The sequence below is a fragment of the Reinekea sp. G2M2-21 genome, from assembly GCF_015687175.1.
Lineage (GTDB): Bacteria > Pseudomonadota > Gammaproteobacteria > Pseudomonadales > Natronospirillaceae > Reinekea.
Map to the genome: position 1 here is coordinate 322,089 of NZ_JADPQG010000002.1, position 26,220 is coordinate 348,308.

A 26,220-nucleotide genomic window follows, 5' to 3' on the forward strand; every position below is an offset into this window, starting at 1 on the left:
TCTTGGTCGGGAGGAGCGCAACTCTATCAGCTGGCTCCTCAACTACCAAATGCACTTATTATGCGAAATCGCCTTATTCTAAAGAGTCTGCAATGGCACGGAATGCCGCAACGACTTTGTAATCACTCTCGTAGTTGTTATCCATAAATTCCCGGTCCGCACTGTTTTTAACAATCACCACATCCTTCGGTCGGTTGATGTAGATGTATTGGCCATATATGCCGATAGCCATAAACTCGCCGTCGGAATTTTCTGGAATCCACCATTGATAACCATAACCAAAACTTGTGTCAGAACTGTCGCGCGGCCCAGGCATGAGGTGCGGTGCGTCTGGGGTAATACTGTCGATAATCCATTGCTCGGGGATGATCTGCTCGCCGTTCAAGCGACCGTTGTCTCGATACAGTTGACCAAACCGTGCGTAGTCGCGGCTGATCATGTTTAAGCCACCCAACACCATAGGTTGCTTCTCGGTGTCGATGATGTAATACGCATCACGTTCGGCACCCAGTTTTGACCACAATTTGTCGTTGAAATAGTCCACCACGTCTCGCCCGGTTGCTGCGCGCAGTACCATGCCGATCACGTGCGTATCGATAGAAACATAATGCATGTAGTTGCCAGGTTCCCGGCCGCGTTCCAGCGTTGCGGCAAAATCATCGAAGCTGCCACCCAGGGCGAGGATACGGCCGAATCGGTTAATGTCACTGTTAAAGTCACCGTAGTCTTCGTTAAAGTGCACTCCGCTGGACATTTGCAATACGTCTTTGATGCGGACTCCGTCGTATCCGGTGCCCACCAGCTCAGGCACGTAGTCGGTCACCGCTTGCTCCAGCGATGCTACATCGCCTTCCGCAACAGCAACGCCAAACAACGCACTGAGAAACGATTTGGCCATGCTCCATGAGATGCGTGCGTCCCATTCGGTGGTGCCCTGGTAGTAACCTTCGTAGGTTATGTCGTTCCCCTTTAAAACCATCAGCGCCGTCGTCGAGGAGTCCACCAACCAATCGTTGAGTTCATAATTTTTACCCTTAAACTCAAATCGTGTCGGTAACGGTTGTGGTGCGCGACCGAACGTGTGCTTGGGTGGTACCGCGGTGAGTGTGACGGTATCGATCATCGTGTCGATGTTTGAAAAGTTGTGAACGATGACGTCGTCATCAAATAGATGAATCACGTGATACAGCTGCGTGAGTTCCTTTTTATAAAGCAATCCACCGACGGAAAGGACAATGACTAAACTTCCCAACCCAACCAGGGTGATTCTCTTCAACATATCGCCACTCTCTTTTATTGTTTGCGGTCTTTATGCCCTGTACGTGTTTGAGTTGCAATCATTCTTTACGGCGGCTTTTTCACCCGTGAACTTGCGAGCTAGGGCTAAGGATGGGACAGTAGTGCTAAACAGGCCCGAGATACAATGAACCGGAACCGATCATGAAAAACACCCAAACATGAAAGCCTGTAACGCCTGCGGAAAGTGCTGCATTAAATACGGCGGTCAGGGTTTGGACGTCAATGAAGATGAGATTGCGGCGTGGGAAACCTACAACCCAACCGTACGAGAATACGCACGTAACGGAAAAATCTGGATTCATCCCACCAGCGGTGAACCCTTACAGCAATGCCCCTGGCTGGAGAAAGCAGAAGGGCAAAGCACGTACACCTGCAAAATCTACACAGATCGCCCAAACGATTGCCGCCATTACCCTACCACAGTGAGTGAAATGGTTCGGGATGAGTGTGAAATGATTGAAGCACACGACATTACCAACCTTGATCGTGCGCAACGGGAACTCGACCGGTTGATGGCGGACAGTCGTCCGCCAGTTCAATCCCGATAAACCGCGCTCAACCCCTACTACAGAATTTCCAAACCAAACGAATAACCGACCCAACGACGACCGTTGCCTTCCTGCCAAAGGGCATCGGTCAGATAATTCTGCGCGAAGTTGGCAATCGGTTCGTTAGACCAATAGTCCGTATTCCAGCCATCCAACGTGCCGTTCAAACTGATGCCCGCCACCAGGTTGATATGACGGGTTACTTTCTGGCCCAGATTGAAACGCAAACGGGTGATGGATTTGTCGGTGATTGTCGGGTTGCTGCAGAAAACACAGCCCTCTGGTTTCAGGTACTGTACCTGTCCGAAATCGGCTTCCAGAAAATGGGACCGTAAATCCAGCATACGCACGCCGAAGGCCACACTGACCGACGTTAAATCATCGTCCATGCGCTTGCCGACGGCCAATTCGGTGTAGGTTGAACGACCACCCGTTTTTAATTCCAGCGTTGGCATTTGACGTTCGTTATAGCGCAAACTGACACCGTGCCGACCGTTACCAATAAAATTCAACAAGCCGATGGCTTCACCATCCAGTTCCCGGGCAACATTCACTACGCCAATTTGCGACCCCCGAATGGTATTGGCAATGTTGACGGTACCAATCTGCACGCCGTGATCTACGGTCAGTGCGGTATTCACACCACCGGTCAACTGCAATCCCTGTTCAAATGATTTGGCAAAGTTCACGCCGCCGCTGATCTGAACACCTTCCGCAAAATGGTCCGCGTAGTTCAATGCTCCGGCACCTTGCACACCCTGGTTAAAAAACTCGGCGTAGTTGATCGCGCCCGTCAACTGCCCGCCCTGCGAAAACTCTGGGGTGTAGTTCAGCAAACCGGCGGCCATAAAAGACTGATCCGCACTCACCATGGCCAGGTTAACAGCCCCCATCGTAAACGCCTGCTCCAAAGTGCCGCCAATCAGGTTTAAACCACCGGTGAGCATAAATGAACGCTCGACATCGCCACCCACATCGTTCATTAACCCGGAGATTGCCACACCATTCAGATCGCCACCGATGCGATTATAGAATCCAGCCAATTGCACGCCGCGCGTGTTTTGCTCGGTGTGGGTTAACAATGCACCGGCAGACAAACCATCAATGGTGTAGGTCTTGTTACCAAACAGGTTGAAGTCCCACTTCACCCGCTGCCGTTCACCCGGCAGAGTCGCGGGAGAGGATTTCGATTCGGTGAAGGAAAGTTTCACGTCTACATCGACCACATCCAACGCTGGCAGAGACTCCAGTGAACCTCCACGAGCCGAAGCCAGTTCCGTCTGCGCCAACGAGAGGTCATCCATGCTTAAGGTGGAAATACCTTTGTTAACGGCAAACGATTCGGAACGGAAGATCTCACCCTCGCGCTCCAGAGTGATTTTGTAAGCACCCGGTTCCAAACCAATTTTCAGTGGTTTGGATTCGTTCTTGGACAGCTCCACCATCAAGTTGCCGCGCGCATCGCGAATATACAACCGACCGGTAATGTCCTTGCCCAATATCAATTCTCCGGAGGTCTGGTTCAGGTCAGTCAGCACCAGGTCGCCTTCACCAGACAGCTGGATATTGTACGCCGCGTGTTGCGCCCCGTACTGGCTGCCTTCGGTACGTGCCAGCGTTTCATTAAAGGCAAAGTGATAGGCTTCGTTCAGTGTGACTTTGTTATCCGCGCTGAGATCGCCCGCACCGCGTAACGCGGACACCATGTAATGGGTGAAGTAAGCACCACCAATGGCATCACTTTCCTGGGCGGCTTCGTCAGCGGAACTCGACGCCAGATAAGCGTACCCATTCACCGATGTGGCGCTGTTGGCCAGGAAGGGTTTCACGTGCGTTCCACCTTTCAGGCGAGTAAACGCGCCAGACGCGCAGGAGTCGAGCATCGCCACGGTCACGTCGGCGTCTATTTTGTCGATGGCGACTTTCAGTTGTTCGTAACTGACTGCCTCCTGGCCGATTAACAACGCTTTTTCATCGGAATGGCCGGAGTAATAAAACAGGAATTCAACGCGCGGTGCTGGCGAAACAGAACTCAGTTTGGCCGTGGCTATATCGCCTTCGACCTTCGCCAGCGCGGCGATTAAATCGTTCGCCGAAGGCTCCAACATCAGCTGCGTGCGCTCGGCGGACAAACCACCGAGGCTGGTGAACACACCGTAAATAGATTGCGCATCGACCGTGGCGTATTTCAGTTGCTGGCGTTCCGGTCCACCGTCATTCACACCCACAATAACCGCGTGACGAACAACACCCGCCTCTGCAAACAACCCGCCACTGAGTAACACACTTAAACAGAACAGAAGAAAAGCTCGCATGGTGATTACTCCTTATCGGCTTTCAAAAACGTCATGCTGGTCACCGAAAAACTCTGCGACGGCGGTGTCGGAAACACGAGCTGTCCATAGTCGGCCGTTTGCGAATCAAGCAGTGCGTTAATCGCCCGATCCACAATCTCCGTCGGGAACGGTTCTGGTGACGTGACGAAAATAAACCGTTCAAAACCGGGTGCGTCATCTAGCCGGTAGCCTTCGGCTAAACGCACTTCGCCGTCACTGAGCAAAGCCACCGACTGACCGGCGTTAGCCAAATGAACGGTGGTCACATTGTTGCCATCCACCGACACCAAATATCCGTAAGCTTGCCCCGCGGCAACGTAACTTAACTGCAACAGGTCGCCTGCTTGCAGTGAGTTTTGTACCGACAACCGATGAGGCTCGTCCTGCTCCAGCCGATAAACCCGAAACGAGGGGGTCAGGCCTTTTAACCGCACACCCTCTTCAGTCACCTGCACCGAGGCTGTCTGCGGTGTATTGATGATCGTCGGCAACAGCATGATGACAAAGACCGACATCAACGCGGCTGCGCCAATGGTTGTCCAAGCGCGCGAACCCATGTTTTGCTGCCACCAGCCCGTAAATTGCGCCCAGAAATGCGACTGTCGCTGCTGTCGTTGCTGGGTAGACGAAATTTTGTCTGCCGCAACCGCGTTCGCCACCGAAGCCGCAAAAGCCTGAGGGGGCATTGCCCGCATTAACGCGCGGTTACTGTTATGAATTTGATTAATGCGTGCTTGCAAGGCCGTATCTTGGCTAGCCTGTTGCCGTATGCTGCGCATGTCATCCGCGGGTAACTCCGCCAATACGTATTGCTCCAACATCCAGTCTGTTATTTTGTTCATGGTGACACCTCCGTTTGCGGAATCACTTGCCGCAATTCACGCAGTAAACGGCGTGTATTGGAATTCGACATGTGCATCATGGTTGCAATTTCATCCATCGTAAAACCGTCAACATAGTAATAAAGCGCGGCTTCCTGGGTTCGCTCTGGAACCCGGTTCAGCACTTTCATAATGCGGTCCAGATTGATAATTTGGTTTTCAGTGGAGGTTTCTTCGAGGTCATCTTCTGGGATAGAGTCCAAAAGCAGGTCGCGCTCGCGCACGCGCTGATGACGCAATGCATTCAGACTGACATTGGTGGCCATCCGGTACAACAGGCTCGATAGCCCATTTGCCGTGAGTCGCGTTTGCTGCTGCAGCAATTGCACAAACACATCTTGCATGGCGTCCATGGCCCGCTGTTCATTCGCCAATATCGACTGGCACCGGCGTAACACCATGCCCCCGTATCGTTCGTACAGGTTTGCCACTTCCAATAGCGTATTTTCTGTTGTCATGTCCTTTCCGTGTTACCCGTTGAGTCACTCCACATCGCTTCCACTGACCGGTTTTTGTTTGGGTTAATGGCCTTGCGATATGTGTTAAACACCTGAGCGACCAAAAAGCGTCAAAAATAAATTAAAAAAACTCAGCTTTGGTACCGAACCTGAATAAAACCGTAAAAGACAAAACTTAAAGACAAGAGCTGTAACGTCATGAGGATGGGCTTACCCTGCAAGCCCATCAAGGTCGCCATCGACAGATTCATTAACATGAAAAACAACCAACCGACAGGATTGCTTTTCGCCAGAAAGTAACTGCCCAACAGGAATCCAGTCATGATCCCCAGTTCTAAAACCTGAGACAGAGATGTCACACCACCGTTTAGCAACAGACTGTATATCAGTCCAAACGCAACGGCCGCGTAGGTGGCGGCTGCCACACTGTGATTGATCAAGCGCGAAGCACTGAGCTTGCCCTGATAGGTGTTGTACAGGCCCAACAACATAGCCGGTACACCGCCCGCTTCAATGGCAGCAGCGATCCAGTTGTTGTGATCGATCATGATAATGACCCAGGCCGGAACCCCAAGGATATAGACAAGCCAACCGATGAGCTTGAGCTGTCGTCGTTGCGCCTTAGCCTGGCGCTCGGCAAGGGCAAACAAAATTTTGTTTGCGAGGTAAAACAACCCACCCCAAAACTGAAGAATAAGATCCATTAAGTTAGTGCCCTAGATTTCCTTCGGTGTGAGTTCTGCGATACTGACCGCGTTTTTACCTGAGTCCTTCGCGCTGTACATTGCCTGGTCGGCGCGAGCTAACCATTGGTCGGCGGTTTCACCCATTTGATATTCAGAAACCCCAACCGACATCGAGACCGCTTTACCGGTGACCGCTCGATCTTGAACGACACGTTCACGTATATCATTGGCCAATACATGCGTGGTCGCGATGTCGGAGTGATTCGCCAACACCATAAATTCGTCGCCACCATAACGGTACAGATAGTCGGTGCTGCGGATACGTTGCTGAATTAGTTCGGCGACGCGCTTTAACACCTGATCTCCCACGAGATGACCAAATTCATCGTTGATCACTTTAAAGTCGTCCATGTCCAGAAAGATCAATGACATGGGTTGCCGGTCGCGGGCATGCAGATGGATTAGGCTGTCCAATTGTTCGCGCAATGCACGGCGATTTCCGGCACCCGTCAACGCGTCGACGCGACTCAACTGCTTTAACTCTTCATGTTGCCGGTTACGTTGCCAGGCGAACAAAAACGTAAACAGCACCGTTGCCAGCAGGGAAAACATCGCTTTGACGGTGTCAAACAGGGAGACCTGGTTTACGAGAATAAGGCTGATCACCATCACCGCCAGGGTGGTGGCAATGACGGCAGGCCAGGGGCGTAGCAGGAAATAGGCGGCTATGAGTACCGGGTACATGAAGTAAAGATCGTCGATGCCCAATCGGTAGATATTGCTGGTCATGCCAGCCAACGACACGATGGCAATTAAGGGCGCAATCACCCGTGTTTGATGCGTGCGCCAAACGTAGATAAAACAACTGAGCGCGCACACAGCACCAAAAATATCCATGACGGCCACCCAGTGGTTGCCCATGGTCAGGCGAATCACGGCAAACGGCGCCAAACCCAGCAAACACAGAAAACTGATGCCCAAAACAATCCATTCGTCCGCTGATCGTTTATTCATGCTCGAACCACCCTCCGTTGTGGCCGAAAATCATAACAGAATCCGGTTTTTCGTGCGGCTATATTCAGACCGCGGGTTATAGCCAAACGCGCTTAATCTGAAAGCCATCTTGGCCGATAACCTTTTTGTATTCGTGCGCCCAGGCGAAGGAGACGACATGAGAATTCAAGAGGCCATGGTAGTTCTGCAGGGAAATGCTTCCAGAACGACGGTAGCAACATCGAGTCAAGTCGTTGAAACCATCCTCGATACCGTCGACGACGAAAACCAAGCCAGTGTCATGCTAACACTGTCCACCGAGTCAGCCGAAACCCAGCAGCTGCACAGCCAATCGAAGATACAGTTGCCCAATGATGAAGTCGCCCGGTTCGACTCGCAGTACGTCGCCGAGCAACTGACACACGTGCTGACACAACGTGAAATAACCGTGCACCGGGCGCAAGCGGAGCAAGACGGCGCAAACAACGTATTGGTCTCCATCCAGCGCATCAACCGAACGCAGTTACAGGATGAACTGACGGTTGAGGCATTTGGTTCTGTCACCACCCAGTCTGGCGAGTCCATCCAGTTTTTAATGGATATCCGTTACCAGCGCGACACGACATTTGAATCGGATCAGACCTTCAGCGGTGACCGCGACCTGATGGACCCACTGCTGATCAACACGCACGGCGGCTTGGTCACCTTGAGCAACACGTTTTTTGAATTTGATCTCGATGCCGACGGCACCCTGGATACCGTCTCGCAAACAGCGACAGGTACCGGATATCTGGTGTTTGATAAAAACGCCAATGGCGTGATTGACGATGGTCGGGAAATGTTTGGACCCACGACCGGGCAAGGCTATAACGAGCTGCGTGCCTACGATGACGATGGAAACGGTTGGATCGACGAACAGGATGCCATCTACGAACGTCTGGGGTTTCTGGGTTTTAATGCCAGTGGCGCGACGTTAACGTCACTGCGTTCTGAAAACGTCGGCGCGATATATCTGGGCAGTGCTGCAACGCAGTATGACCTCAACGACGACCAGGGCCAGTTCCTGGCGCGCATCAAACGCACCGGCATGGCCTTGAGTGAACAGGGTCAGACCCTGATGGTTCAGGAAGTCGATTTAAAAGCCACGGAACCGGCTAACCGGTTAGTGATGAACGGCATCCCACTGGCCGGTCAAATCCGCACCGACTTCGCTCCGGTAGAAACACCTTTAAGTGCCTTTACCGGCCTGAACACGGCCTTGGTGAATGGTCGCAATGCACAAACTCAGGTGACACTGGAAAACGTCAATGAGGGGCTTGAGGTTGTTGAGTCAGCGCCGGTCCGGCAATGGCAACGCAATCCGCCTATCGGCACCATACAGAGTTTTTCTTCAGCAGAAGTACACTTGTTTTCTTCGCCAAAGACATCTCCCATGACCGTTGAACAGCGACAACGACACTTGCAGGCTTGGGTCACTCAGGCGATGAATACGCTAACGCCCAGCGCCCCGCATTCCTCGGTCAACGATCAAAACGAGTCTGTCTATGTGCCGCAGATGCACGAGTTCCGGTTTCTGGATAACCTGCCAGACCGCTATCAATGGCAGCAAGCTCGGTTAGATCCGAAGTTGCAGGAACTGCGGTCCATGGTGGAAGAGCTGAAGGAGATCCGCCGCAATCAACAGGAAGCGCTGAAACATCTGTCCCTATATTCGATAATTCAAGCGGCCGGTTAGTTTGCTCTTTGTTCAGTCCGGATTCAGCCCGCTACGTTAGACTGGCGACCTATGAACAAACAGGGAGCCAGACCGTCGCATGCAAGTCGTTATCCGAACATCGCAAGGGTTATTGTTTCTGCTGGTGATTGCCTTGGCCAGTGTGGAATGGGGTGGTTTGGCACCAAGCCAGGACGAGCCGACCCAGTATTTGAGTCAACTCGGCCGTTAGTGAGCACTTACACGTCTGCCAGAAATGGGTAGTCGGTGTAGCCTTTCTCGGCGTTGAAATAGTAAGTTTCTGGATTTGGCTGATTCAATTCGGTGCCCTGTTGCAGACGCTCAACGAGGTCTGGGTTGGCAATGAACAGCTGCCCGAAACTCACCGCATCGGCGCGGTTATGCTCCAGCAACATCGCCGCACGGGTTTGATCAAGCCCCTGATTGGCAATGTACACACCATCAAAATTCTCTCGCACCAAACGACCGACCGTATGCTCTTCCTTCGTGTCCTCGCGGGCAAAAATAAACGCGATATGACGCTCACTGAGCTGCTGAGCCACATAGGTAAACAGGGCTTCGGGATTGGAGTCTTCCAGACCCGCACCATCACTGGCCGGCGCTAAATGCACACCAACCTTGTCCGCGCCCCAAACGTCGATCAGCACATCAACGATTTCCAGCAGAAACCGGGCTCGGTTTTCAATGCTGCCGCCGTATTCGTCAGTCCGGGTGTTGGTACTTTCATGCAGGAACTGATCGAACAGATAGCCATTCGCGCCATGCAACTCGACACCATCAAACCCAGCGGTTTTAGCGTTTTCAGCCGCGCGTCGGTAGATGGTATGCAGGTTTTTGATTTCCACCAGCGACAGCGCCCGAGGCACCACGAACGGTTTATACGGACGGATATGGCTGACATGACCGGGTGCGGCAATTTCAGACGGCGCTACGGGCAACTCACCGCCCAGATACGTTGGGTCGGAAATTCGGCCTACATGCCACAGTTGCATGAAAATGCGACCGCCTTCCGCATGCACGGCTTCCGTGATCGGTTTCCAGCCTTCGGTTTGCGCGTCATTCCAGATTCCGGGGGTGTCTGGGTAACCGACGCCCATCGGTGTCACCGACGTCGCTTCTGTCAGAATTAAACCAGCACTGGCGCGCTGCCGGTAATACTCGATCATCAATTCGTTAGGGATACGCCCAGGGTTATTGGCCCGTGAGCGGGTTAACGGCGCCATGATAATACGGTTGGGCAGGGTATAAGCACCGACTTGAATCGGCTCAAACAGGGTTGGCATAAACAGAATTCCTCAAAACCTGAACGGTTAATAACACCTTAGAATTGAGGGCAGTTCTGTTTTATTAAAGGGTCGGTATGGACGCCCTCAAAGCTTAACCGTGCTGTTTCACCGCCATGGTCAACCGTGACGCGCAGACCAGTTTGCCGCGTTGATCTTCAATATTGATCTGCCAGACCTGAATGGTACGGCCGATATTCACCGGCGTCGCTGTCGCCGTTACCAATCCCTCCGTCACTGCACGAACATGATTGGCGTTGATATCTAATCCGACGGCGACTTCACCCTCTGCAACGCAGAAATTGGCGGCCATGCTGCCGACGGTTTCCGCCAACAACACAGAGGCACCACCGTGAAGCAGGCCAAACGGCTGCTTGGTGCGTTCGTCGACCGGCATGGTGGCGCGCAAAAAGTCATCGCCCACTTCGGTAAACTCAATCCCCATGTGGCTGGTGGCACCCTTCAGACCGAGTTCGGTCATACGGGCAATGTCAGGTAAGGTCGTCCAGATCATTGTTATTTACCTTTGCAATCAGTGACGGGCGCTGCACTTTCAGTGCGGCATCGGCTTGCCACTGATAGTAGTGTTTCGGTTGCTCATGAGGCAACAGCTGTTGACGGGCAAAATCGCGCAACCGCTCGAGATCGACACCGGATACCGGGTCAAGCACCGCCACCGTTTTTGCGCCCCATTCATCATCGGCCTGCGGCACAATCACAATGTGATTCACCAAACCAGCGTTGATAAACGCCTGTTCGATGGTTTCCGGGCAAACATTTTCGCCCCCGCTGATAAACTGGTTGTCACGACGACCGACAAACCGAAACCGGCTGCCACTGATTTCCGCCATATCCCCAGTGGCGAGCCAACCATCCAGAAGCGTTTGCTGTGGTTGCCAGGGATCGCCATAGCCCAGAAACAGGCTGTCACCCTGAACCAGAATTTCGCCGCCGCGACTTGCACACTGCACATGCGGCAAACATTGCCAATGATTGACGGAGACTTCTGTCATTACCTGTGAGGCCATTTCACTGAGCCCATAGCTACGATGCAGCTGCCAGCCTCGTTCGCGCGCCTGTGTGATCAGGGTATCTGGTATTGGGGCACCGCCTAAGAGCACCTGTCGTGGTTTACGCGGCATCGACTGCTGCATTAACCGGTGCAATTGGGTGGGCACCAACGACACTCGTGCGATCGGATACTGTTGATAAGTTTTCGCGTCGTCTGCCGGTTGATCGAACAGCAACGGGCGGCCACTGATCAGCGCACGGAACACCACGCCCAAACCGCCGACATGGTGCAGGGGTAAACTGACCAGTGAAAACCCCGCTGTGGATAACGGTAACAATCGGTTACTGCCTTCGGCACTGTGGATAAAGTGAGATAAGCGATGCCAGATGCGTTTGGGCGTGCCCGTACTGCCCGAACTGAGCACACCCAACCGGGGCTCAGATTCGGTCATCAACGCCATATCCAAGCCTTCCCGCAACCGGGTGAAGATGCCTTGCTCACGGTCGGTCAGGTAAACAGTTGCCTGGGTTTGCAACTGAGTCAGCAACGTTTGGGGCGTCTGAGCCGAACAGAGCAACGTCGCGCCGGTCACGGTCGTGGCGGCCAGTACGTTTATCACATCGCTGGGGTCTTTGGCCATGGGCAACAACAGCACATCATTCATTGCGAGCCCCTGTTGCCGGAATTCATCGGCTCGCTGTGTCACGACTTGATGTAACTGTGCATAACTGAGGTCGCCGGTACGACTGCACAGTGCGTTTAATGGATTTCTGGCAAAGCCGACCCGGTCTAACATCCGCCAGGATTCAGACACAGTCATGTTTACAGTACCTGTTCGACGTCGAATACGGGGGCAATGGGCAGTGGGTTCTCGGCGTCGGGTGTGTGCCACTGCTGTTGAAAAAAGTCGGCCGTCGCCAACCCCTGCACGGTGGATAACTGCCAATGCCGGGCGAGGTTGTTCAACAGGTTCAAGCCGACCAGACTTTCAAAACTGCTGCTCAACACCTGAGAGCAGCCCTGCTGCCGGGCAATTTGATTACAGTCTTGCGTGCGCGACCAGCCCAGCAGGGTTGGTTTGATCACCAGAGCAGAACAATGGGGATCGGGCTTGAAATCGGGTTGTCGCAGCCGTTCATCATGGGCAAAAGCCAACCGGGTCACGCTCGGCCAGAGTTGATAGCTCAATTCTGGTCTTAGCGGCTCTTCCACATAGGCAATGCGCGGTTCGTCCCCCAGGGCGACATCAAGTTTGTGGATATCTTCATAGGTCCAGCTCTGATTCGCGTCCAGCCGGAAACAGATGTGTTCGCAACTTTGCGCCAGCAAGCTCTGTATGCGGGCAATGTCGACATCAATGGGCAAACGGCCGACTTTCACTTTGTAGCATCGTTTGCCGACGTTAATGACAGTTTCGCCGAGGATGTCATCATCTTCCAACAATAATAGATTCGATTCAACGGCAGGCTCACGCCGTGCACAGTTCGGCAAGGTTAGCAGCCCAACAGCTGTCGACAAAGCAGGGGGCAGGTCGACAGACAGCGCCTGTTGTGGCGTCAGGCCCTGTATTTGTGGCAGGGCTGCTCGGTTATCCACAACCGTGTCGCAGGACCAACCCGGTAACGGCGCAGCTTCTGTCCACAAGGTTTCGTTTGCCGACTGATAGCACAACAATAAGACCTGACGTTGCTCTATGCTGTGATGACGCAGCGTGACCGACTTGGGTAACGCCAACGTTGCTGACCAGGCCGACCAACGTGCTGTCATGACCTAGGGAACCCGGTTAAATTTTTTGAAGTCCGGGTGACGCTTTTCCAGATACGCGTCTCGGCCTTCCTGACCTTCTTCGGTCATGTAAAACATCATTGTCGCGTTACCGGCCAGTTCCTGAATGCCGGACTGCCCGTCGAGACCCGCGTTAAAGGCTGATTTCAATGTACGCAGTGCCAACGGAGAGTGCTGCAGAATCGTTCGTGCCCAATCCACGGTTTCGGTTTCCAGGTCAGCCAATGGCACCACCCTGTTCACCAAGCCCATATCCAACGCTTCCTGGGCGTTGTACTGGCGGCACAACAACCAGATTTCCCGGGCTTTCTTCTGGCCAACTATGCTGGCGAGATAACTGGCGCCGAAACCGCCATCAAACGAGCCGACCTTCGGTCCGGTTTGCCCAAAACGGGCATTATCCGCCGCGATGGTCAGGTCACAGACCAGATGCAAGACGTGGCCACCACCAATGGAGAAGCCTGCCACCATGGCGATAACCGGTTTTGGACAGGAACGGATATCTTTCTGCAAGTCCAGTACGTTCAGGTGATGTACCCCCTGCTCGTCTTTATAACCGGCGTTACCGCGTACGCGTTGATCGCCGCCGGAACAGAACGCCATATCACCCTGACCGGTGAAGATCACTACGCCGATGCCGGCGTCAAATCGGGCATCCGCCAACGCGTGAATCATTTCTTTCACCGTCTGCGGCCGAAACGCATTACGAACTTCAGGTCGGTTAATGGTGATTTTGGCGATGCCTTCAGCCTTGTGATAATAAATGTCTTCATAAGGGGCGGAGCAATCCTGCCAGTCGGCTGCCGGAACGATGGAACTGTGGCCGGGGTTTACGGATGCTTGGTCAGTCATGAATAGAAGTCTCCAGTGGTCATAGTGTGAGCCAGAATCGCGGCAACGCGCTCAGGCTGCTCAACATGCACGATATGCCCCGCCTGTGCAATGCAGTGGCGCAAGACAGGCGGACAAAAGGTATCGCTCAGGGTTAAAAATTTGCGGTCCAGTTCGCCCACCAAGTAGCTGACATCGGCGTTGGCGATCAATGACTGACGCAGATCGGCTTGTGTCCCCAGGCTGGCGCAACGCAGAATTTGCGCAAGCTGTTGCGGGTTTTGGCTGGTTTTGCTGGCGATCAATTGCTGTTTCTGTGTTTGGCTCAACGAACCGAATACCGGTTGCTCATACCATTGTTGCAACGTTAACGGCAGTGCTTGTGACGTGAAGCGCTCTGCCCAGACGGCATCGCTTTGTTGTCGCGCATGTCTGGTCGAATGGTCAAGCAACCCGGTGTGAGCGCCGGCCAGAACCAGCCCACGACACCTGCGTATAAAGTCGGGCTCACTCAGCCAATGCAGCGCCACGCGCCCGCCCATGCTGTAGGCATACAGATAAAACGGCTCCGGGTGAGCAGCGTTAAAACGCAACCAACACTGGTGTGCATAACCCGCTATATCGTCAACGCCGTCAGGCCAGGGCCATTGCCACGGCTCGCTCGCAGGCAGGCTCAGGTATTGGCGCACCCGGCTGAAGTCGTCGCCACTGCCCATAAAGCCGGGCAGAAAACACAACTCAGCGGCCATGCACGTGGCTCTGAATCAGCGCGTGATGCGCACGGAAGGCATTGTTCGGCACGGTCACCTCAATCACATGCCCACCCGGCTGACCACAGACCTGTTGATAACTTTGCCGGAAGGCCGACTCGGACGACACCTGTTGATAACTCACGCCAAAGCCTGCGCAGAAATCCCGGAAATCAAGGCCATGCGGCTGCAGAAAGGCGGCGTCAAACACATCGGTCTGCTGTGCCGCCGGTAACATGGAGAAGATCTGCCCACCGTCGTTGTTTAGCACCACCAACACCACGGTTTGCGTCACGTTGCGCAGCCAGGCGAGACTGTTGAGATCATAAAGGGCCGACATATCACCGATCATGGCTGTCACCGGATGACGATCCACCAGCGCTAATCCTGCGCTGGTGGCGATAAGCCCATCGATACCACTGGCGCCACGATTGCAATACACCCGGTTCGATTGCTCTCGCTGCACCGCAACCTGATCAAACAGGCGGATACTCAGGCTATTTCCCAACATCAATGCATGGTCTGTGGGCAGCAGTTTGGAAAGGGTGTCTGCAACACTGTATTCTGAAAACATCGAATGCGTGCAGTTACCCACAATACGCGACAATTCGGCCCCTGTTGCTAGCAATTTCTGATTAAAAGCGGTCTGATCGGGCAGGGTATCTGGCAGCAATGTCGGCCAATCAACCGCGCAGGCCTGGCGTTGTAGAGCGCGGCCGGATGGGTCCAACAATGCGGCCGTCGCGCTAAACAGATAGCGTGGCGCCGAGGTAGATTCCAACCATTGATTCAGCGGTTTGCTGACCAACCGCCCCCCGAACTGAACGATGGATTGAACAGCATCAAGCGCCCCGGTCTGTGCCAAAAAGTGAGGCACCGGAAGAACATTCGGGTGCTGCCTCTGCCGCAATTGACTGCCAATATCCGCTAACAGGGGCAACCGTAAGGCGTCCGCCAGCTTTAACACGACTTCTGCTTCTTCAGGCTGAAGCTCCCCAGCCACCAGCACCGTGGGCGATGTGAGTAAGATCGGAGCAACATCCGTTGCTGGCACCCGGGCCGACAACCATTCGGGCAATATGGGTTTATCCACGACGGGCCAAGCCGCAGGCGTGGAATCTAACTCAGACGGCTCAACATACAAAGGTTCGCGCAATGGCACGTTGAGATGAATTGGCCCCGGTGTGTGCCGCAACGAGGTCAACACCTGTTGTGCCAACAGCGCTAACTGCTCAGGGACATCTTCATCGTCTGGCAATGGCAGATTTTGCGCATGACGGACAAAATGTGAGAACAAGCCGGGTTGGGCAATTGCCTGATTCGCGCCAACGCCGATCAACTCCTCGGGTCGGTCGGCGGTCAGCAAAATCAATGGCAATTCCAGTTGACTGGCCTCCACCGCGGCGGGTAATAAATTCGCCACTGCGCTGCCACTGGTGGTGATGACGACCGTGGGTGTGTCGCTGGCTTTGGCAGCACCGAGCGCACAAAAGGCCAGGCTGCGTTCATCAAAGAAAGTGTGGCACTGGGTGCCCAGTGAGTGGGACAACCGCAGACAGGCCATGCTGAGCGGTGCATTGCGTGAGCCCGGGGCAATAAAAAAGTGTTGCACGCCGCAGACCACCAGCGTGTTGATCAGCGCTTCGGCCCACCGGGTGTTTTGCCATGCCAGCGCCATATCAGTTCAGTAACCGCTCCACGATTGCGACTTTGTCGTTCAATTCTTGCCATTCCGCATCGGCGTCCGAACCCTGCACGATGCCGGCACCAGCATAGTTAATGAAGCAGTCCTCTTGCAATAGGCCTGAGCGGATGGCGACACTGAATTCGCTGCAGTGCTCACCGATAACCCCCACAGCACCCGCGTACCAGCCACGCTGAACCGGTTCGTCTTTGGCGATGCAATCAAACGCCAATTGAGTCGGCAGGCCACAGACAGCAGGGGTTGGGAACAGCGCCTGCAGCAAAGCAGGAGTATCGGCAACGGAATGCAACTGGGCGCGGTATCCCGCCTGGCGGTGCTGGACATTGGCGAGTTTGAGAATCCCGACCTGTGCATCCCTGAGGCTGTGTTTACTGAACGGTTTTAGTCGCTGCGCGATAAAGTCAGCAACCAGTTTGTGTTCGTGGATTAATTTGTCATCGTGGCGCAAAACCTGCTCATAGGCCGCATCCTGTTCCGCGCAAACACCTCGAGGCTGCGTACCGGCCAACGCTTCGGTGGCAATATCGAGCCCTTGTTGTCGTAACAGACGCTCCGGTGAGAACCCGACAAAGCTGGCGTCACCAAAATTGACGGCAAAGCCAAAGGTCCCCGGCGTGCGCGCTTGCCAGCGCTGAGCTAGAGCAGCCAACGAGGTGGGTTGCTGAAACGCAAAGGCCGTGGCGCGTGCCAACACTACTTTGTCCATACGATGCGCCTGAATACTGCTCAATGCGCTTCGAACTTGATCCCGCCATTGGTCGGCGCTGGTCAGGCTGGTGCGTTCGACCACCGCAGGAATGCTCGGTGCCGCGTCGTCTGCGTGCATCAACGACACCTGATGCAGTATTTCCCGGGCCGTATTGAACTGCTGATGCCATTTTTCCGCGCACTCTGCAAATAGCTGCACACTCAGCTGCCACTGGTTTTCACGTCGACGCAACTCAACCACCGGTAAGGCGAAGCGAAGCGCGTCGAAGCCCTGCCAGTGACCAGTGCCATTACGGCCATTAAATGACAGGCCACCCATGAACAGTGCATCGGAGCCCGCAGTGATGGCTTGTATGTCGCTCCAGTGATGGCTCAGTTGCTGCTGGGTGTGGTCACGCACGTCGTGCGCAATACCCAGACCAACCAATTCAAGCTGCTGTTGTCGGTCTTGCCAGTAAAAACGGCCTTGAACGCCTAATTGTTCAGCAGTACGCATCAACGCCCAGGTGCTGGGTGTCGAGCTAACAGCGCAACTGAAACGGTAGAGTTGATTGAACTGAACCGGAACCGTCAGCAATTGAGACCAGAGTTGCTGAGCGGCGGCAAACAGTGGGCGGGGCGATAGCGGCAGCGCTTCACGGGGAGAATAGGGGGGCAAATTTAACGACATTTCCCATCAGACCTGAACCAAGTACAACCTTAACCATAGCAAAAACTTTTCACCGGATGATGATGCGAATCATTTCTCAGCCCGATACTCCGTTAGAAGTACTTGCCACTTTTTTTGCTTGCAATTGCCGTCACTTTCATTACATTAGAAAAAACTAAATTAAAGTATATTAATATACCGGAGAGAACGATGAACTATACCGAAAAATTTCAAGCTATGTGTGACGCCGCCCGAGCCCGTATTGACGCCGTATTGCCAGAGCAGGTAGACGAGTTGGTCGCCAACGGTGCGATTGCTTTGGATATCCGCGACAGCGAAGAACACGCCAAAGACCACATTCCCGGCTCTATGAACATCAGTCGCGGCAAGCTGGAAATGATCGTCGAAGGTAAAATCCCCGATCTGCATACCGAAATATTATGCTATTGCAACGCCAACAACCGTGGCTCCTTGTCGGCAGCGAGCCTGCGGGACATGGGCTATGTGAATGCGAAAGTCATTGCCGGAGGGTTGGGCGCGTATCGGCAGCTTAAGGGCTGATCCGGTGCCTGACGGGGCGGTTATTACCGCCCCTGAGTTGGGTGAATCAGTCCGTACTAACTTCTTCTGCGTGTCCTTTTTGCTCGGCCTTCATGCCCAAGACAAGCAGAATAACGCCTGCGACGACAGCACTGCCACGAATAGCCCAACCAACGGTTTCACCCCAGTTATCTATCCACATCAGCAAACTGAATTCATAGCCAAATTGATTCAACAGAATTGAGCCAATACCCGCGATCAACAAATACACACCAACTTGTTTCATTTTTTATTCCTTTTGATATTTATTTTCGTTCATCATGCCAATGCATGCGCTATCCCTAATAGCGCCGTCATCATGCCAGAATCTGGAATACGGGCAACGAAAAATGCCATCAATAAGTTGATACCCCTCACAACGACTCTTGATTCGATACGAAAGAATGGGCTTTGGGTTGCTAATCGTTCGTGACCAATGTCAGCAAACAACATGAGTTGAATTCGGGCTGTCGAGTATTTGGATCCCAACAGCCCGATAGATGTGCATAAGAACTTAATTAATCTGGTAAGGATACTGGTTAATGTAGTTACCACCCGGAGCATAGTTGCAAACGCCAAAGGCAGTATGAAATCCAGAAACCATATTTGGACAAGACGCTACCCCACAACCCACCTCGACAGTATTTTCCCAAATAATCTGCGTAAAATGTCCCACTGTTGAGACATCCTCGGATTGCAACGTTTGATATTCCCAGTCTTTGTGCTCATCCCACCACGCATTGGTAAGAATTTCAGCGTAATTCTCAAGCGGCTGCAGCGCCGCGGATGACGCTTGATACGCAATGTTCTCACCTATATAGATATTCTCGCCACCGGCGGCGACATACTCAGTTTGCCGATCAGTATTATGACCGTACACGCATGCATCAGCGTGCGTTTGCGCAACTTGCGCCAGCTTTTCATTCCAGATTAGTTCCGGAAGTGGATTCGAAGGGATTGGATAGTTCCCTCCTGCTCCATCAGTTACTGCGCCCTCACTAAGGCTTGCCCGCAACGCATTGTGTGTATTACGCCATGCCGAACAAATCGCATCGGTCCCACATACATCGCTGCACTGGATAGTGAAAGTCGGTGCTTCACTTTGAACGGTACTGGTTAATGCCGTGACGTCGCACTGTTCATGCAATGGCGCCGTCTGAATAACCAACCCCAATGTATCGCCTGTGGACAAAGGGGTCGCAAAATCAACATCCGGGAAACTGCCTGCAAGGTATATCAGCTCCTGCACCTCTTCAGTGTCACCATTAATAACCAATTTAATCGCCATATCTGACGTATAGCCTGTAATCGACCCAGTTAACGTAAAAGGCCCTCGATCCGTGTTCTCCTCCCCTCCGGTATCGTCGACGTTATCAGTGTTTTCGGGTTGCGGTTCTGGCAAGCAACTGGCTAACAGGATGGTACACAACAACAGTGGGAAAGCTGCATACTTCATGGCGTCACCTTTACATGAATGATTATCGTTTCGGCATCCTAGCAAATCCCGACTGACACTGTCTTCTCTACTTTTGTGAATGACCTGGGTCGTAGTGCGCGCCCGGCTTCAAAATTTGCTTTGTTCAACGGTGACATCGACGCGTCGCGTCGTTTTCTAGCGAATAACAGGGGAGCGAGCAACCAAAGATTCAACTGTCCGCTTTCAAGAGGATCGATTTAACACGGGTTTAGCTTTGCACCAGGAACCGATACCCAATGCCCGGTTCGGTTTCCAGATAGGTCGGATTTGAGGCATCGTCCTGCAGTTTAATGCGCAACTGACGTACGATGTTGCGCAAATACTGACTGTCGTTGACGTGGGTTGGTCCCCAAATATTGGCGAGCAGTGCCGACTGTGTCACCAGCTTGCCCGGAGAGGCCATCAGCATCTCCAGTACCGCCCATTCTTTTTTGGTGAGGCTAACAGTGTGGTCCTGCAAACTCACTTGCCGGGCAGCGAAGTCGACGACTAACCTACCATCATCGAAGCGGCGATCCTGTGCAGTTTCGGCACTGGCCCGTGAGGCTAAAATACGTCGAATACGGGCCAGCAATTCATTCACACTGAACGGTTTAACCACGTAATCTTCTGCGCCCATATCCAACAGCTGAACTTTTTCCTGCTCTGAAGAGCGAACCGATAACACCAGTACCGGGACTTTTTTCACCAGGTGAATTTCGCGCATGACCTGTTTGCCGTCCATGTCCGGTAAACCCAGATCAAGGATCACAATATCAGGCTCCGCCAAAACGGCTTGCGCAATGCCAGTTTTGCCATCACGCGCTTCAATGACGTCATAGCCCTGGGAAGATAGGCTAATGGTTAGAAAACGAATAATCTGTGGTTCGTCGTCGATGATCAGTATTCGGGTCATGCGTGTTCCTCATCATCTGAATCTAATTTCACCGGGACCGATAACCGCAGACAAAAGGCAAATCCGGCGGGTGGTTCGATTAAACGAGCGTCTCCGCCATGCACTCGGGCCATGCCGCGACAAATGGTTAAGCCCAAACCCGATCCGGGTGAGTAGCAGTCGCCCTGTTTAAAAGAATAAAACTTGTCGAATACCGCTTCCCATTTCTCGTTGGGCACACCCGGTCCCTGATCACAGACGTCGAATACCACAAAGCGGTCATCGAGGTCAGCTTTGATCATAACCGTTCCACCCTCCGGGGATGCTTTTACGCTGTTATCAATTGCGTTGAACAACGCCTGCTCGATCAACGCGGCGTGTACCCAAATCGCGGGTAAGTCATCTTCAATGTCAAAGCGGAACTGAAGGCCGCTTTTGTCGATTCGCAAGCGGCGCTTTACGGCATGAATCAGCTCTGCCGCCGAGACCCATTGCCGACGCAAACTCAGGGCGCCCTGGCCGAGCTTGGTCATGTCGAGTAGATTCTGAATGTATGCTTCCATGCGGTGCGATTCGGTAATGATCGACGCCAGCAATTCCTGTTGATCTTCAACGCTTAGATCGGCGTGCAAATCACGCAGTGAAGTGGCCGAGCCAAGCATCGTCACCAACGGTGTTTTCAAATCGTGCGACACCGAAGACAGCAAAGCGTTCCGTAATTTCTCTTCATCGGTTTGACGTTCAGCTTCCACCAGTTGTTGGCGCGCCAGATACCGATCCAGCAACACCTGAATCTGCAAGCCAAGCCCCTGCACCAGTGCCTGCCAACCCGTGCTGAGTTTGCGTTCGTTATGAATGTCGATATCCAGACACTGAGCCAAGCGGTCATCCGACGCGTTGAGATGCAAGCTCAGGGTAACGCTGCCCTGAAAGACTCGTTCGGAGAATTCAGCGACCAGTTGAGCCAGTTCTTCTTCACCACCGTGCAGCTTGGTGACACTGAACAACTCGACCTGGGCACTGAGGAAACGCTTCTGAAACATCAGCGCATCCAGCTGTGTGCGTGCGCGCAGCGCGGTCGCACCGGCCACCAGTGCAAACACGACATAAACCAGCGCCGCGATACGTTCATGTATGTCGTGCATGGCGAAACTGAAGCTAGGCTGGGTGTGAAAAAAGTTAAACAACAGAAAACTGAGGACAGAACTAACCACGACACCGAGCCAGCTGCCCTGCAAAGCCGCCGACAGCACCACCACCAGGTAGAGAATCAGTAATGTGGAATGACTGAACCAGTCGACGTAAACCCATCCCAGTACCGTCACCAGCACTGGGGCCACGATGCTGATTATCAGGCTAAGCCAGAACCCGACGGATTGCGAGTAGCGTACGTTTACCATTTCCAAAACCTGGGCGACAGAAAGATCAATAAGGCCAGAAACTCCAGTCGCCCCATCAACATGGCCAAACACAACAACAGTTTGGCGGTTTCACCCAGTGTTGTGAAATTGCCCGCGGGGCCGATGATATCGCCAAAGCCGGGGCCGACGTTCATCAACGCGGTGATGGTCGAGGTGAGCGACGTGACAGGATCGAGTCCGGTGAGCGACAACGCAACACTAAACACCATAAGACTGATCAAAACCATAAACACATAGGCCAGGGATGCGGACAGAACGCCTTCACTGACCGGTCGGTCGTTATACCGGCGCGGATAAAGGCCAGACGGGTGCAGAGATTTGAACATACCTTCGCGCATGGTCAGTGACAGCAACTGAAAACGGAACAGTTTGATGCCTCCGCTGGTCGAGCCTGAGCAAGCCCCAGAGAACATCAGAAAAGCGAACACCACCAGCGGAAAAGAGCCCCAAAGAGTGTAGTCCTCGGTGGCAAAACCGGTGGTGGTGACGATCGAGACGACATTAAACGCGGTGTGGGTAAAAACCGCAAAGGACAACTGATCTTCATGCTGCCAGAACCGGAACAGCGTAATGCTGAGCGTCGAAATAGCCACCACTTTGAAAAACAGCTGCACCTGACTGTCTTTAAACACCAATGGCTTTTTGGATTTCAGCGAACTAACGTACAGCAGATATGGAATGCCACCCATAAACATATAAAGAGAACCGGCCCAGACCAGGCTGAGTTTGTCATTAAACTGCCCAAAGGAGGCATCCGAGGTTGAGTAGCCACCGGTCGCAACCGTGGTGAATGCGTGATTAACAGCATCAAAGAAACTCATGCCCAGTATCCAGAAGGTGAGTATCGCAGCAATGGTGATAAACACATACACCAGGCCAATCTGCCGGGAAACAGCGCCAATACGGTTATTTTGATGATAGGACCATTCCGACGATTCCGTTTGGAACAGTCGCATGCCACCGATTTTCAGAAACGGCAACACCGCTACAGCCATCAAAATAATGCCAATACCGCCGACCCATTGAATCAGGGAGCGCCACAACAACAGCGGCGGAGGGATTTTTTCGATGCCGGTGATGATCGTAGATCCGGTCGTGGTAACACCGGACACGGACTCGAACAGGGCATCGACAAAACGCATGTCATGCAGCCCGAAATAAAAAGGCAGGGCACCGGTCAGACAAAGCAGCCCCCAGTTGATGGTGGTGACGTAAAACATCGGTTTAGAGCCGACTCGCGGCACCGCGCCCCGACCGAGCATCATTAACACCACAGACAACACAATACACACCGAACCACTGATGAAGAGTCCCTGCATTGACCGATGATCTTCGTGGGCGAAAGGTACCATCACCAAAAACATCATCACCGCCCAAATAAACATGGTAAAGGAAGCGACTTTAAGTGAAGGTCGGAGGGCGTTCATAACTACTGCCGAGTCTGTAAAACGGTAAATGATAGTCAAAGCCGGGGTAATCTATCCGTAATGAAAACGCCCAAGGTATAAGGAAAGCGTAATTTTTTGAGAATGACCGATGACAGTGGTCGTAGCCAACCGGCCTTACTTTAGCAAGTTGACCTTGGCTGTAAAGCCGTTTTCAATGCGATGTGCATCGAGAAACGGTTGTGTTGGTGACCAAAAAAAAGCGGCCCGTGAGCCGCTTAGACAATTTATAGAATCAACACATTACTGCACTGGCGATATCTTCACTTTCATAAAGTTACCCTGAGCGCTGGTGTTGTGGATATAAATCTCAGTACCGGTCTTAGGCACCATCACGCTGGCGTAGGGGTTCGCCGCCGTCCAGTAGTCGTACAGGTCGTTAAAGGCCCGAGCACCTGGCAATGATGGATGGTAAGAGGCTTCACTGTTCCAATGCAGCGTTAACGCGTCGGTATCTTCAATGGAGAAGGTCGAGTCATACGACTGAATACGAGGACGCCACAGACCGCCGTCGGCGCGGTACATCGGCTCTGGATGCGCATCCACTGGCAAGATCAGACCACCACCAGGGTGCGCACTGACGTTGTTGTCTGTGTATGACGTATCCCAGTATGACACCAGCAAACCATCCTGATACGGGAAGCGTTCAACCCAATCGCCCAATTGGTCCTGGAAGCCGAAGTTGTACGGACCCAATGCCAAGTTGGCATCAAAACCACGGTAAACACGGTTTTCCGCCAGGTAAGCGTTGAAGTAAGCACCCGATTCCGTACCGGTACTGGTGCGGAAGCCTTCCAATGTCCAGCCTTCATCCATTTCAGCGCCGTAAACCGGACCCATACCGATCTGAATATTATCAACCATGAAGCCTGGCTCAACGTAAGCACCATCGGTCCAGTAACGGAAGCCAAGCAGTACATCACCGGTATAAGCAGACAGATCCGCCGTCAAGGGTACCCAAGCTCCGCCGGTAGATCCCATAATGCCCCAGCCGAAGTTCTGACCATTTGGATCATCCATGGTTGAGTGATCGGTTTGCAGATTTTCCCAGGTTGCTCCGCCGTCGGTAGAAATTATGACGTAGGCGTAATCCCAGTCGACTTCGATGGAGTAGTTCACCATGGCATACAGAGTTTCGCTACCGGTTAAGGTTGCGGAGGCGTACATACGGTTATCCAGGTCATCACCTGCGCCGCTGTAATAGAACTTTTCACCTTCATAGGGTGAGCCGATTTCTTCCGTTACCAGCTTGTCCGGCAAGACCACAAACACCCCTTGAGCAGCATGCTTAGTGGTGGCTTCAGCAGGCCCTAACTTATGCTCAGAAGCTTCTCCGGCAAAGGCAACCTCATAGTTGTACCAACCTAGTTGGAATTTCTCCCAGCCACCCATGTGACCCGGCATTGAGCCGATGTCCGAGGTGCCATTGTTGAGCCACGATCCTGAACTCATCAGTGTCCAAAAGCCGGTTGAGTTTTCACCACCGCCAGTGTCGTACAGGTCTGGCAGGCCATGGTCGTGTGCAAACTCATGGGCAAATACACCAACACCCCCGTTTTCTGGTTCGACGGTATAGTCACCTATCCACAATCCGGTACCCGGTATTTCGACACCACCCAACAGGTTACCTGCAGGGCCTTCGCTGCCGATGCCACCGAAGCGAGCATACCAACGGTGTGACCAAATGGCGGCACCACCTAACACGCCACCACCGGCTTCTTCACCTTCGCCGGCGTGAACTATCTGGAAGTGGTCAATGTAGCCATCTGGCTCATCAAAGTTGCCGTCACCGTCGTAATCGTATCGGTCCCAGACGTCGTATTTGGCCATTTCTGCCGCAATTTCAGCGTCGGACATACCACTTGCGGCCATTTGGTTATACCACCCGGTCACGGAATCTTCGATCAGGTTCCACACGCCACCGGAAATATCGTCATCGTATTCCTGCGCATTGCCTGGAACGGTAATCCAGTCGGTCACGTCACCATCCACGGTGTAACGATTGGACGACTGTTCAATGTAGTAATTACGCATGGAATTCGCACCCGGAGCTTCATTGAACAGAATGTTCATAAAGTGATCACGCGAGAAGTCTTCGGTCCATATCGTCGAGTTATTTACCGACCGGTCCGGTTGCGGGATGCTGTTATGAGCCAGGTTGTTGAACTCGGTCAGCACGGTCCAGATGAGGTCCTCTCCTTCGCGTTCCAATTCGACAAATTGTCCGCGCGCGACTTCATGGGTTTTGCCAAAAGCGTTGCCTTTTAACTTGGCCTCCAGTGCTTTGGCTTTCAATGCATTTTGTTTTTTTCCGAGGGGGTGTTCTTTGACATGGCCCTTCTTATGTCCATGTTCACCTGAGGTATTACTGGCTAGAACCATCGCCGGTGCCACTACGGATAGGGTTAGGGCAACGGCCAGGCTTTTCTTGAGGAATTTTGACTTCATAAGTACTTCCTGTTTTTTATAGTTATTAAATTCCGTTTACTCTCTTATACCGGCTTGAAACTCAACGTCTCATCAGCTTGATGGACGACAACTTGAGACAGCATCCACGCCATCCTGAGCAAACCCGCCCATGACCTTGTGAGTCACGAGCTGGATTAACCTAACACCAATCTCAACCCCAATTGAATTGATTATTCTGCAATCGAATTGCAACTCAACGTTTCGTTATATGCAACATTAGCGATAGCTCAGCTTTTGCGCCCGTTTGTGACGCAATAAACCGGTCAATAAAACGTCCGTTTTTTTTTAAGGGCAACT

General features: G+C 53.0%; 24 protein-coding genes. 4 read left to right on the plus strand and 20 right to left on the minus strand.

The window, feature by feature from the left end; translation table 11 throughout:
- Positions 1–73: 73 nt before the first annotated feature.
- Positions 74–1,279 (minus strand): serine hydrolase, encoded by a 1,206-nt coding sequence (locus IYN85_RS10245; protein ID WP_196158801.1) that lies wholly within the window; start codon positions 1,277–1,279, stop codon positions 74–76.
- Between the two features lie 178 nt (positions 1,280–1,457).
- Here IYN85_RS10245 and IYN85_RS10250 point away from each other — a divergent pair, with 178 nt between their 5' ends.
- A complete protein-coding gene (locus IYN85_RS10250; RefSeq protein WP_196158802.1) occupies positions 1,458–1,847 on the plus strand; it encodes a YkgJ family cysteine cluster protein in 390 nt (129 codons plus the stop codon).
- Positions 1,848–1,864: 17 nt separating this feature from the next.
- Here the strand turns inward: IYN85_RS10250 and IYN85_RS10255 are convergent, their stop codons facing one another.
- The 5 genes from IYN85_RS10255 to IYN85_RS10275 all read right to left on the minus strand — a co-directional run bounded on the left by IYN85_RS10255 (position 1,865) and on the right by IYN85_RS10275 (position 7,222).
- Positions 1,865–4,162, minus strand: a complete 2,298-nt coding sequence (locus tag IYN85_RS10255) for a caspase family protein (protein ID WP_196158803.1) — start codon at positions 4,160–4,162, stop codon at positions 1,865–1,867.
- A 5-nt stretch (positions 4,163–4,167) separates the two neighbouring features.
- On the minus strand, positions 4,168–5,025 hold the full coding sequence (locus tag IYN85_RS10260) for a hypothetical protein (protein WP_196158804.1): 858 nt from the start codon (positions 5,023–5,025) through the stop codon (positions 4,168–4,170).
- Complete coding sequence (locus tag IYN85_RS10265) at positions 5,022–5,522, minus strand: RNA polymerase sigma factor (RefSeq protein WP_196158805.1); 501 nt, start codon at positions 5,520–5,522, stop codon at positions 5,022–5,024. The genes IYN85_RS10260 and IYN85_RS10265 overlap by 4 nt, the downstream gene beginning before the upstream one ends.
- Positions 5,523–5,653: 131 nt before the next feature.
- The gene (locus IYN85_RS10270) at positions 5,654–6,226 is read right to left on the minus strand and encodes a hypothetical protein (RefSeq protein WP_196158806.1); all 573 of its coding nucleotides are present in this window, start codon (positions 6,224–6,226) and stop codon (positions 5,654–5,656) included.
- Between the two features lie 12 nt (positions 6,227–6,238).
- Positions 6,239–7,222, minus strand: coding sequence for a GGDEF domain-containing protein (locus IYN85_RS10275; protein WP_196158807.1), 984 nt, complete (start codon positions 7,220–7,222; stop codon positions 6,239–6,241).
- A gap of 157 nt (positions 7,223–7,379) precedes the next feature.
- Between IYN85_RS10275 and IYN85_RS10280 the strand changes: the two genes are divergently transcribed.
- Together IYN85_RS10280 and IYN85_RS26145 are read left to right on the plus strand one after the other, a co-directional pair.
- Positions 7,380–8,936, plus strand: coding sequence for a hypothetical protein (locus IYN85_RS10280; protein ID WP_196158808.1), 1,557 nt, complete (start codon positions 7,380–7,382; stop codon positions 8,934–8,936).
- Positions 8,937–9,015: 79 nt separating this feature from the next.
- Positions 9,016–9,147 (plus strand): hypothetical protein, encoded by a 132-nt coding sequence (locus tag IYN85_RS26145; RefSeq protein ID WP_255533709.1) that lies wholly within the window; start codon positions 9,016–9,018, stop codon positions 9,145–9,147.
- A 7-nt stretch (positions 9,148–9,154) separates the two neighbouring features.
- Here the strand turns inward: IYN85_RS26145 and IYN85_RS10285 are convergent, their stop codons facing one another.
- The 8 genes from IYN85_RS10285 to IYN85_RS10320 form a co-directional block, all read right to left on the minus strand.
- Positions 9,155–10,219: an alkene reductase gene (locus tag IYN85_RS10285; RefSeq protein ID WP_196158809.1), complete on the minus strand. Its 1,065-nt coding sequence runs from the start codon at positions 10,217–10,219 to the stop codon at positions 9,155–9,157.
- A gap of 94 nt (positions 10,220–10,313) precedes the next feature.
- Complete coding sequence (locus tag IYN85_RS10290) at positions 10,314–10,733, minus strand: hotdog fold thioesterase (protein WP_196158810.1); 420 nt, start codon at positions 10,731–10,733, stop codon at positions 10,314–10,316.
- A complete protein-coding gene (locus tag IYN85_RS10295; protein WP_196158811.1) occupies positions 10,711–12,051 on the minus strand; it encodes an AMP-binding protein in 1,341 nt (446 codons plus the stop codon). Before IYN85_RS10295 ends, IYN85_RS10290 begins: the two co-directional genes overlap by 23 nt.
- A 2-nt stretch (positions 12,052–12,053) precedes the next feature.
- The gene (gene menC / locus IYN85_RS10300; protein ID WP_196158812.1) at positions 12,054–12,998 is read right to left on the minus strand and encodes an o-succinylbenzoate synthase; all 945 of its coding nucleotides are present in this window, start codon (positions 12,996–12,998) and stop codon (positions 12,054–12,056) included.
- A 3-nt stretch (positions 12,999–13,001) separates the two neighbouring features.
- On the minus strand, positions 13,002–13,868 hold the full coding sequence (menB, locus tag IYN85_RS10305; protein WP_196158813.1) for a 1,4-dihydroxy-2-naphthoyl-CoA synthase: 867 nt from the start codon (positions 13,866–13,868) through the stop codon (positions 13,002–13,004).
- Positions 13,865–14,596, minus strand: coding sequence for an alpha/beta fold hydrolase (locus tag IYN85_RS10310; RefSeq protein ID WP_196158814.1), 732 nt, complete (start codon positions 14,594–14,596; stop codon positions 13,865–13,867). The genes menB and IYN85_RS10310 overlap by 4 nt, the downstream gene beginning before the upstream one ends.
- Positions 14,586–16,274 carry a 2-succinyl-5-enolpyruvyl-6-hydroxy-3-cyclohexene-1-carboxylic-acid synthase gene (gene menD, locus IYN85_RS10315; RefSeq protein WP_196158815.1) on the minus strand — a complete coding sequence of 563 codons (1,689 nt, stop codon included), beginning with the start codon at positions 16,272–16,274 and terminating at the stop codon, positions 14,586–14,588. The genes IYN85_RS10310 and menD overlap by 11 nt, the downstream gene beginning before the upstream one ends.
- Position 16,275: 1 nt before the next feature.
- Entirely contained in the window at positions 16,276–17,679 is a 1,404-nt protein-coding gene (locus tag IYN85_RS10320; protein WP_196158816.1) for an isochorismate synthase MenF, read from the minus strand.
- Positions 17,680–17,868: 189 nt separating this feature from the next.
- On the opposite strand from IYN85_RS10320, the gene IYN85_RS10325 reads away from it, so the two are divergent.
- On the plus strand, positions 17,869–18,219 hold the full coding sequence (locus IYN85_RS10325; protein ID WP_196158817.1) for a rhodanese-like domain-containing protein: 351 nt from the start codon (positions 17,869–17,871) through the stop codon (positions 18,217–18,219).
- Positions 18,220–18,265: 46 nt separating this feature from the next.
- On the opposite strand, the gene IYN85_RS10330 is transcribed toward IYN85_RS10325, so the two are convergent.
- The 6 genes from IYN85_RS10330 to IYN85_RS10355 all read right to left on the minus strand — a co-directional run bounded on the left by IYN85_RS10330 (position 18,266) and on the right by IYN85_RS10355 (position 25,902).
- The gene (locus IYN85_RS10330) at positions 18,266–18,484 is read right to left on the minus strand and encodes a hypothetical protein (RefSeq protein ID WP_196158818.1); all 219 of its coding nucleotides are present in this window, start codon (positions 18,482–18,484) and stop codon (positions 18,266–18,268) included.
- A gap of 267 nt (positions 18,485–18,751) precedes the next feature.
- Positions 18,752–19,693, minus strand: a complete 942-nt coding sequence (locus tag IYN85_RS10335) for a CAP domain-containing protein (protein ID WP_196158819.1) — start codon at positions 19,691–19,693, stop codon at positions 18,752–18,754.
- 229 nt (positions 19,694–19,922) lie between these two features.
- On the minus strand, positions 19,923–20,609 hold the full coding sequence (locus tag IYN85_RS10340; RefSeq protein WP_196158820.1) for a response regulator: 687 nt from the start codon (positions 20,607–20,609) through the stop codon (positions 19,923–19,925).
- Positions 20,606–21,988, minus strand: a complete 1,383-nt coding sequence (locus IYN85_RS10345) for an ATP-binding protein (protein ID WP_196158821.1) — start codon at positions 21,986–21,988, stop codon at positions 20,606–20,608. Before IYN85_RS10345 ends, IYN85_RS10340 begins: the two co-directional genes overlap by 4 nt.
- Positions 21,982–23,436, minus strand: coding sequence for a TrkH family potassium uptake protein (locus tag IYN85_RS10350; RefSeq protein WP_196158822.1), 1,455 nt, complete (start codon positions 23,434–23,436; stop codon positions 21,982–21,984). The genes IYN85_RS10345 and IYN85_RS10350 overlap by 7 nt, the downstream gene beginning before the upstream one ends.
- A 261-nt stretch (positions 23,437–23,697) precedes the next feature.
- Positions 23,698–25,902 (minus strand): immune inhibitor A domain-containing protein, encoded by a 2,205-nt coding sequence (locus IYN85_RS10355; RefSeq protein WP_196158823.1) that lies wholly within the window; start codon positions 25,900–25,902, stop codon positions 23,698–23,700.
- Between the last annotated feature and the right edge of the window lie 318 nt (positions 25,903–26,220).

Coding starts and splice junctions, on each gene's coding strand:
- IYN85_RS10245 (WP_196158801.1), bottom strand. CDS start 1,279: ATGTTGAAGAGAATCACCCTGGTTGGGTTGGGAAGTTTAGTCATTGTC.
- IYN85_RS10250 (WP_196158802.1), top strand. CDS start 1,458: ATGAAAGCCTGTAACGCCTGCGGAAAGTGCTGCATTAAATACGGCGGT.
- IYN85_RS10255 (WP_196158803.1), bottom strand. CDS start 4,162: ATGCGAGCTTTTCTTCTGTTCTGTTTAAGTGTGTTACTCAGTGGCGGG.
- IYN85_RS10260 (WP_196158804.1), bottom strand. CDS start 5,025: ATGAACAAAATAACAGACTGGATGTTGGAGCAATACGTATTGGCGGAG.
- IYN85_RS10265 (WP_196158805.1), bottom strand. CDS start 5,522: ATGACAACAGAAAATACGCTATTGGAAGTGGCAAACCTGTACGAACGA.
- IYN85_RS10270 (WP_196158806.1), bottom strand. CDS start 6,226: ATGGATCTTATTCTTCAGTTTTGGGGTGGGTTGTTTTACCTCGCAAAC.
- IYN85_RS10275 (WP_196158807.1), bottom strand. CDS start 7,222: ATGAATAAACGATCAGCGGACGAATGGATTGTTTTGGGCATCAGTTTT.
- IYN85_RS10280 (WP_196158808.1), top strand. CDS start 7,380: ATGAGAATTCAAGAGGCCATGGTAGTTCTGCAGGGAAATGCTTCCAGA.
- IYN85_RS26145 (WP_255533709.1), top strand. CDS start 9,016: ATGCAAGTCGTTATCCGAACATCGCAAGGGTTATTGTTTCTGCTGGTG.
- IYN85_RS10285 (WP_196158809.1), bottom strand. CDS start 10,219: ATGCCAACCCTGTTTGAGCCGATTCAAGTCGGTGCTTATACCCTGCCC.
- IYN85_RS10290 (WP_196158810.1), bottom strand. CDS start 10,733: ATGATCTGGACGACCTTACCTGACATTGCCCGTATGACCGAACTCGGT.
- IYN85_RS10295 (WP_196158811.1), bottom strand. CDS start 12,051: ATGACTGTGTCTGAATCCTGGCGGATGTTAGACCGGGTCGGCTTTGCC.
- menC (WP_196158812.1), bottom strand. CDS start 12,998: ATGACAGCACGTTGGTCGGCCTGGTCAGCAACGTTGGCGTTACCCAAG.
- menB (WP_196158813.1), bottom strand. CDS start 13,868: ATGACTGACCAAGCATCCGTAAACCCCGGCCACAGTTCCATCGTTCCG.
- IYN85_RS10310 (WP_196158814.1), bottom strand. CDS start 14,596: ATGGCCGCTGAGTTGTGTTTTCTGCCCGGCTTTATGGGCAGTGGCGAC.
- menD (WP_196158815.1), bottom strand. CDS start 16,274: ATGGCGCTGGCATGGCAAAACACCCGGTGGGCCGAAGCGCTGATCAAC.
- IYN85_RS10320 (WP_196158816.1), bottom strand. CDS start 17,679: ATGTCGTTAAATTTGCCCCCCTATTCTCCCCGTGAAGCGCTGCCGCTA.
- IYN85_RS10325 (WP_196158817.1), top strand. CDS start 17,869: ATGAACTATACCGAAAAATTTCAAGCTATGTGTGACGCCGCCCGAGCC.
- IYN85_RS10330 (WP_196158818.1), bottom strand. CDS start 18,484: ATGAAACAAGTTGGTGTGTATTTGTTGATCGCGGGTATTGGCTCAATT.
- IYN85_RS10335 (WP_196158819.1), bottom strand. CDS start 19,693: ATGAAGTATGCAGCTTTCCCACTGTTGTTGTGTACCATCCTGTTAGCC.
- IYN85_RS10340 (WP_196158820.1), bottom strand. CDS start 20,609: ATGACCCGAATACTGATCATCGACGACGAACCACAGATTATTCGTTTT.
- IYN85_RS10345 (WP_196158821.1), bottom strand. CDS start 21,988: ATGGTAAACGTACGCTACTCGCAATCCGTCGGGTTCTGGCTTAGCCTG.
- IYN85_RS10350 (WP_196158822.1), bottom strand. CDS start 23,436: ATGAACGCCCTCCGACCTTCACTTAAAGTCGCTTCCTTTACCATGTTT.
- IYN85_RS10355 (WP_196158823.1), bottom strand. CDS start 25,902: ATGAAGTCAAAATTCCTCAAGAAAAGCCTGGCCGTTGCCCTAACCCTA.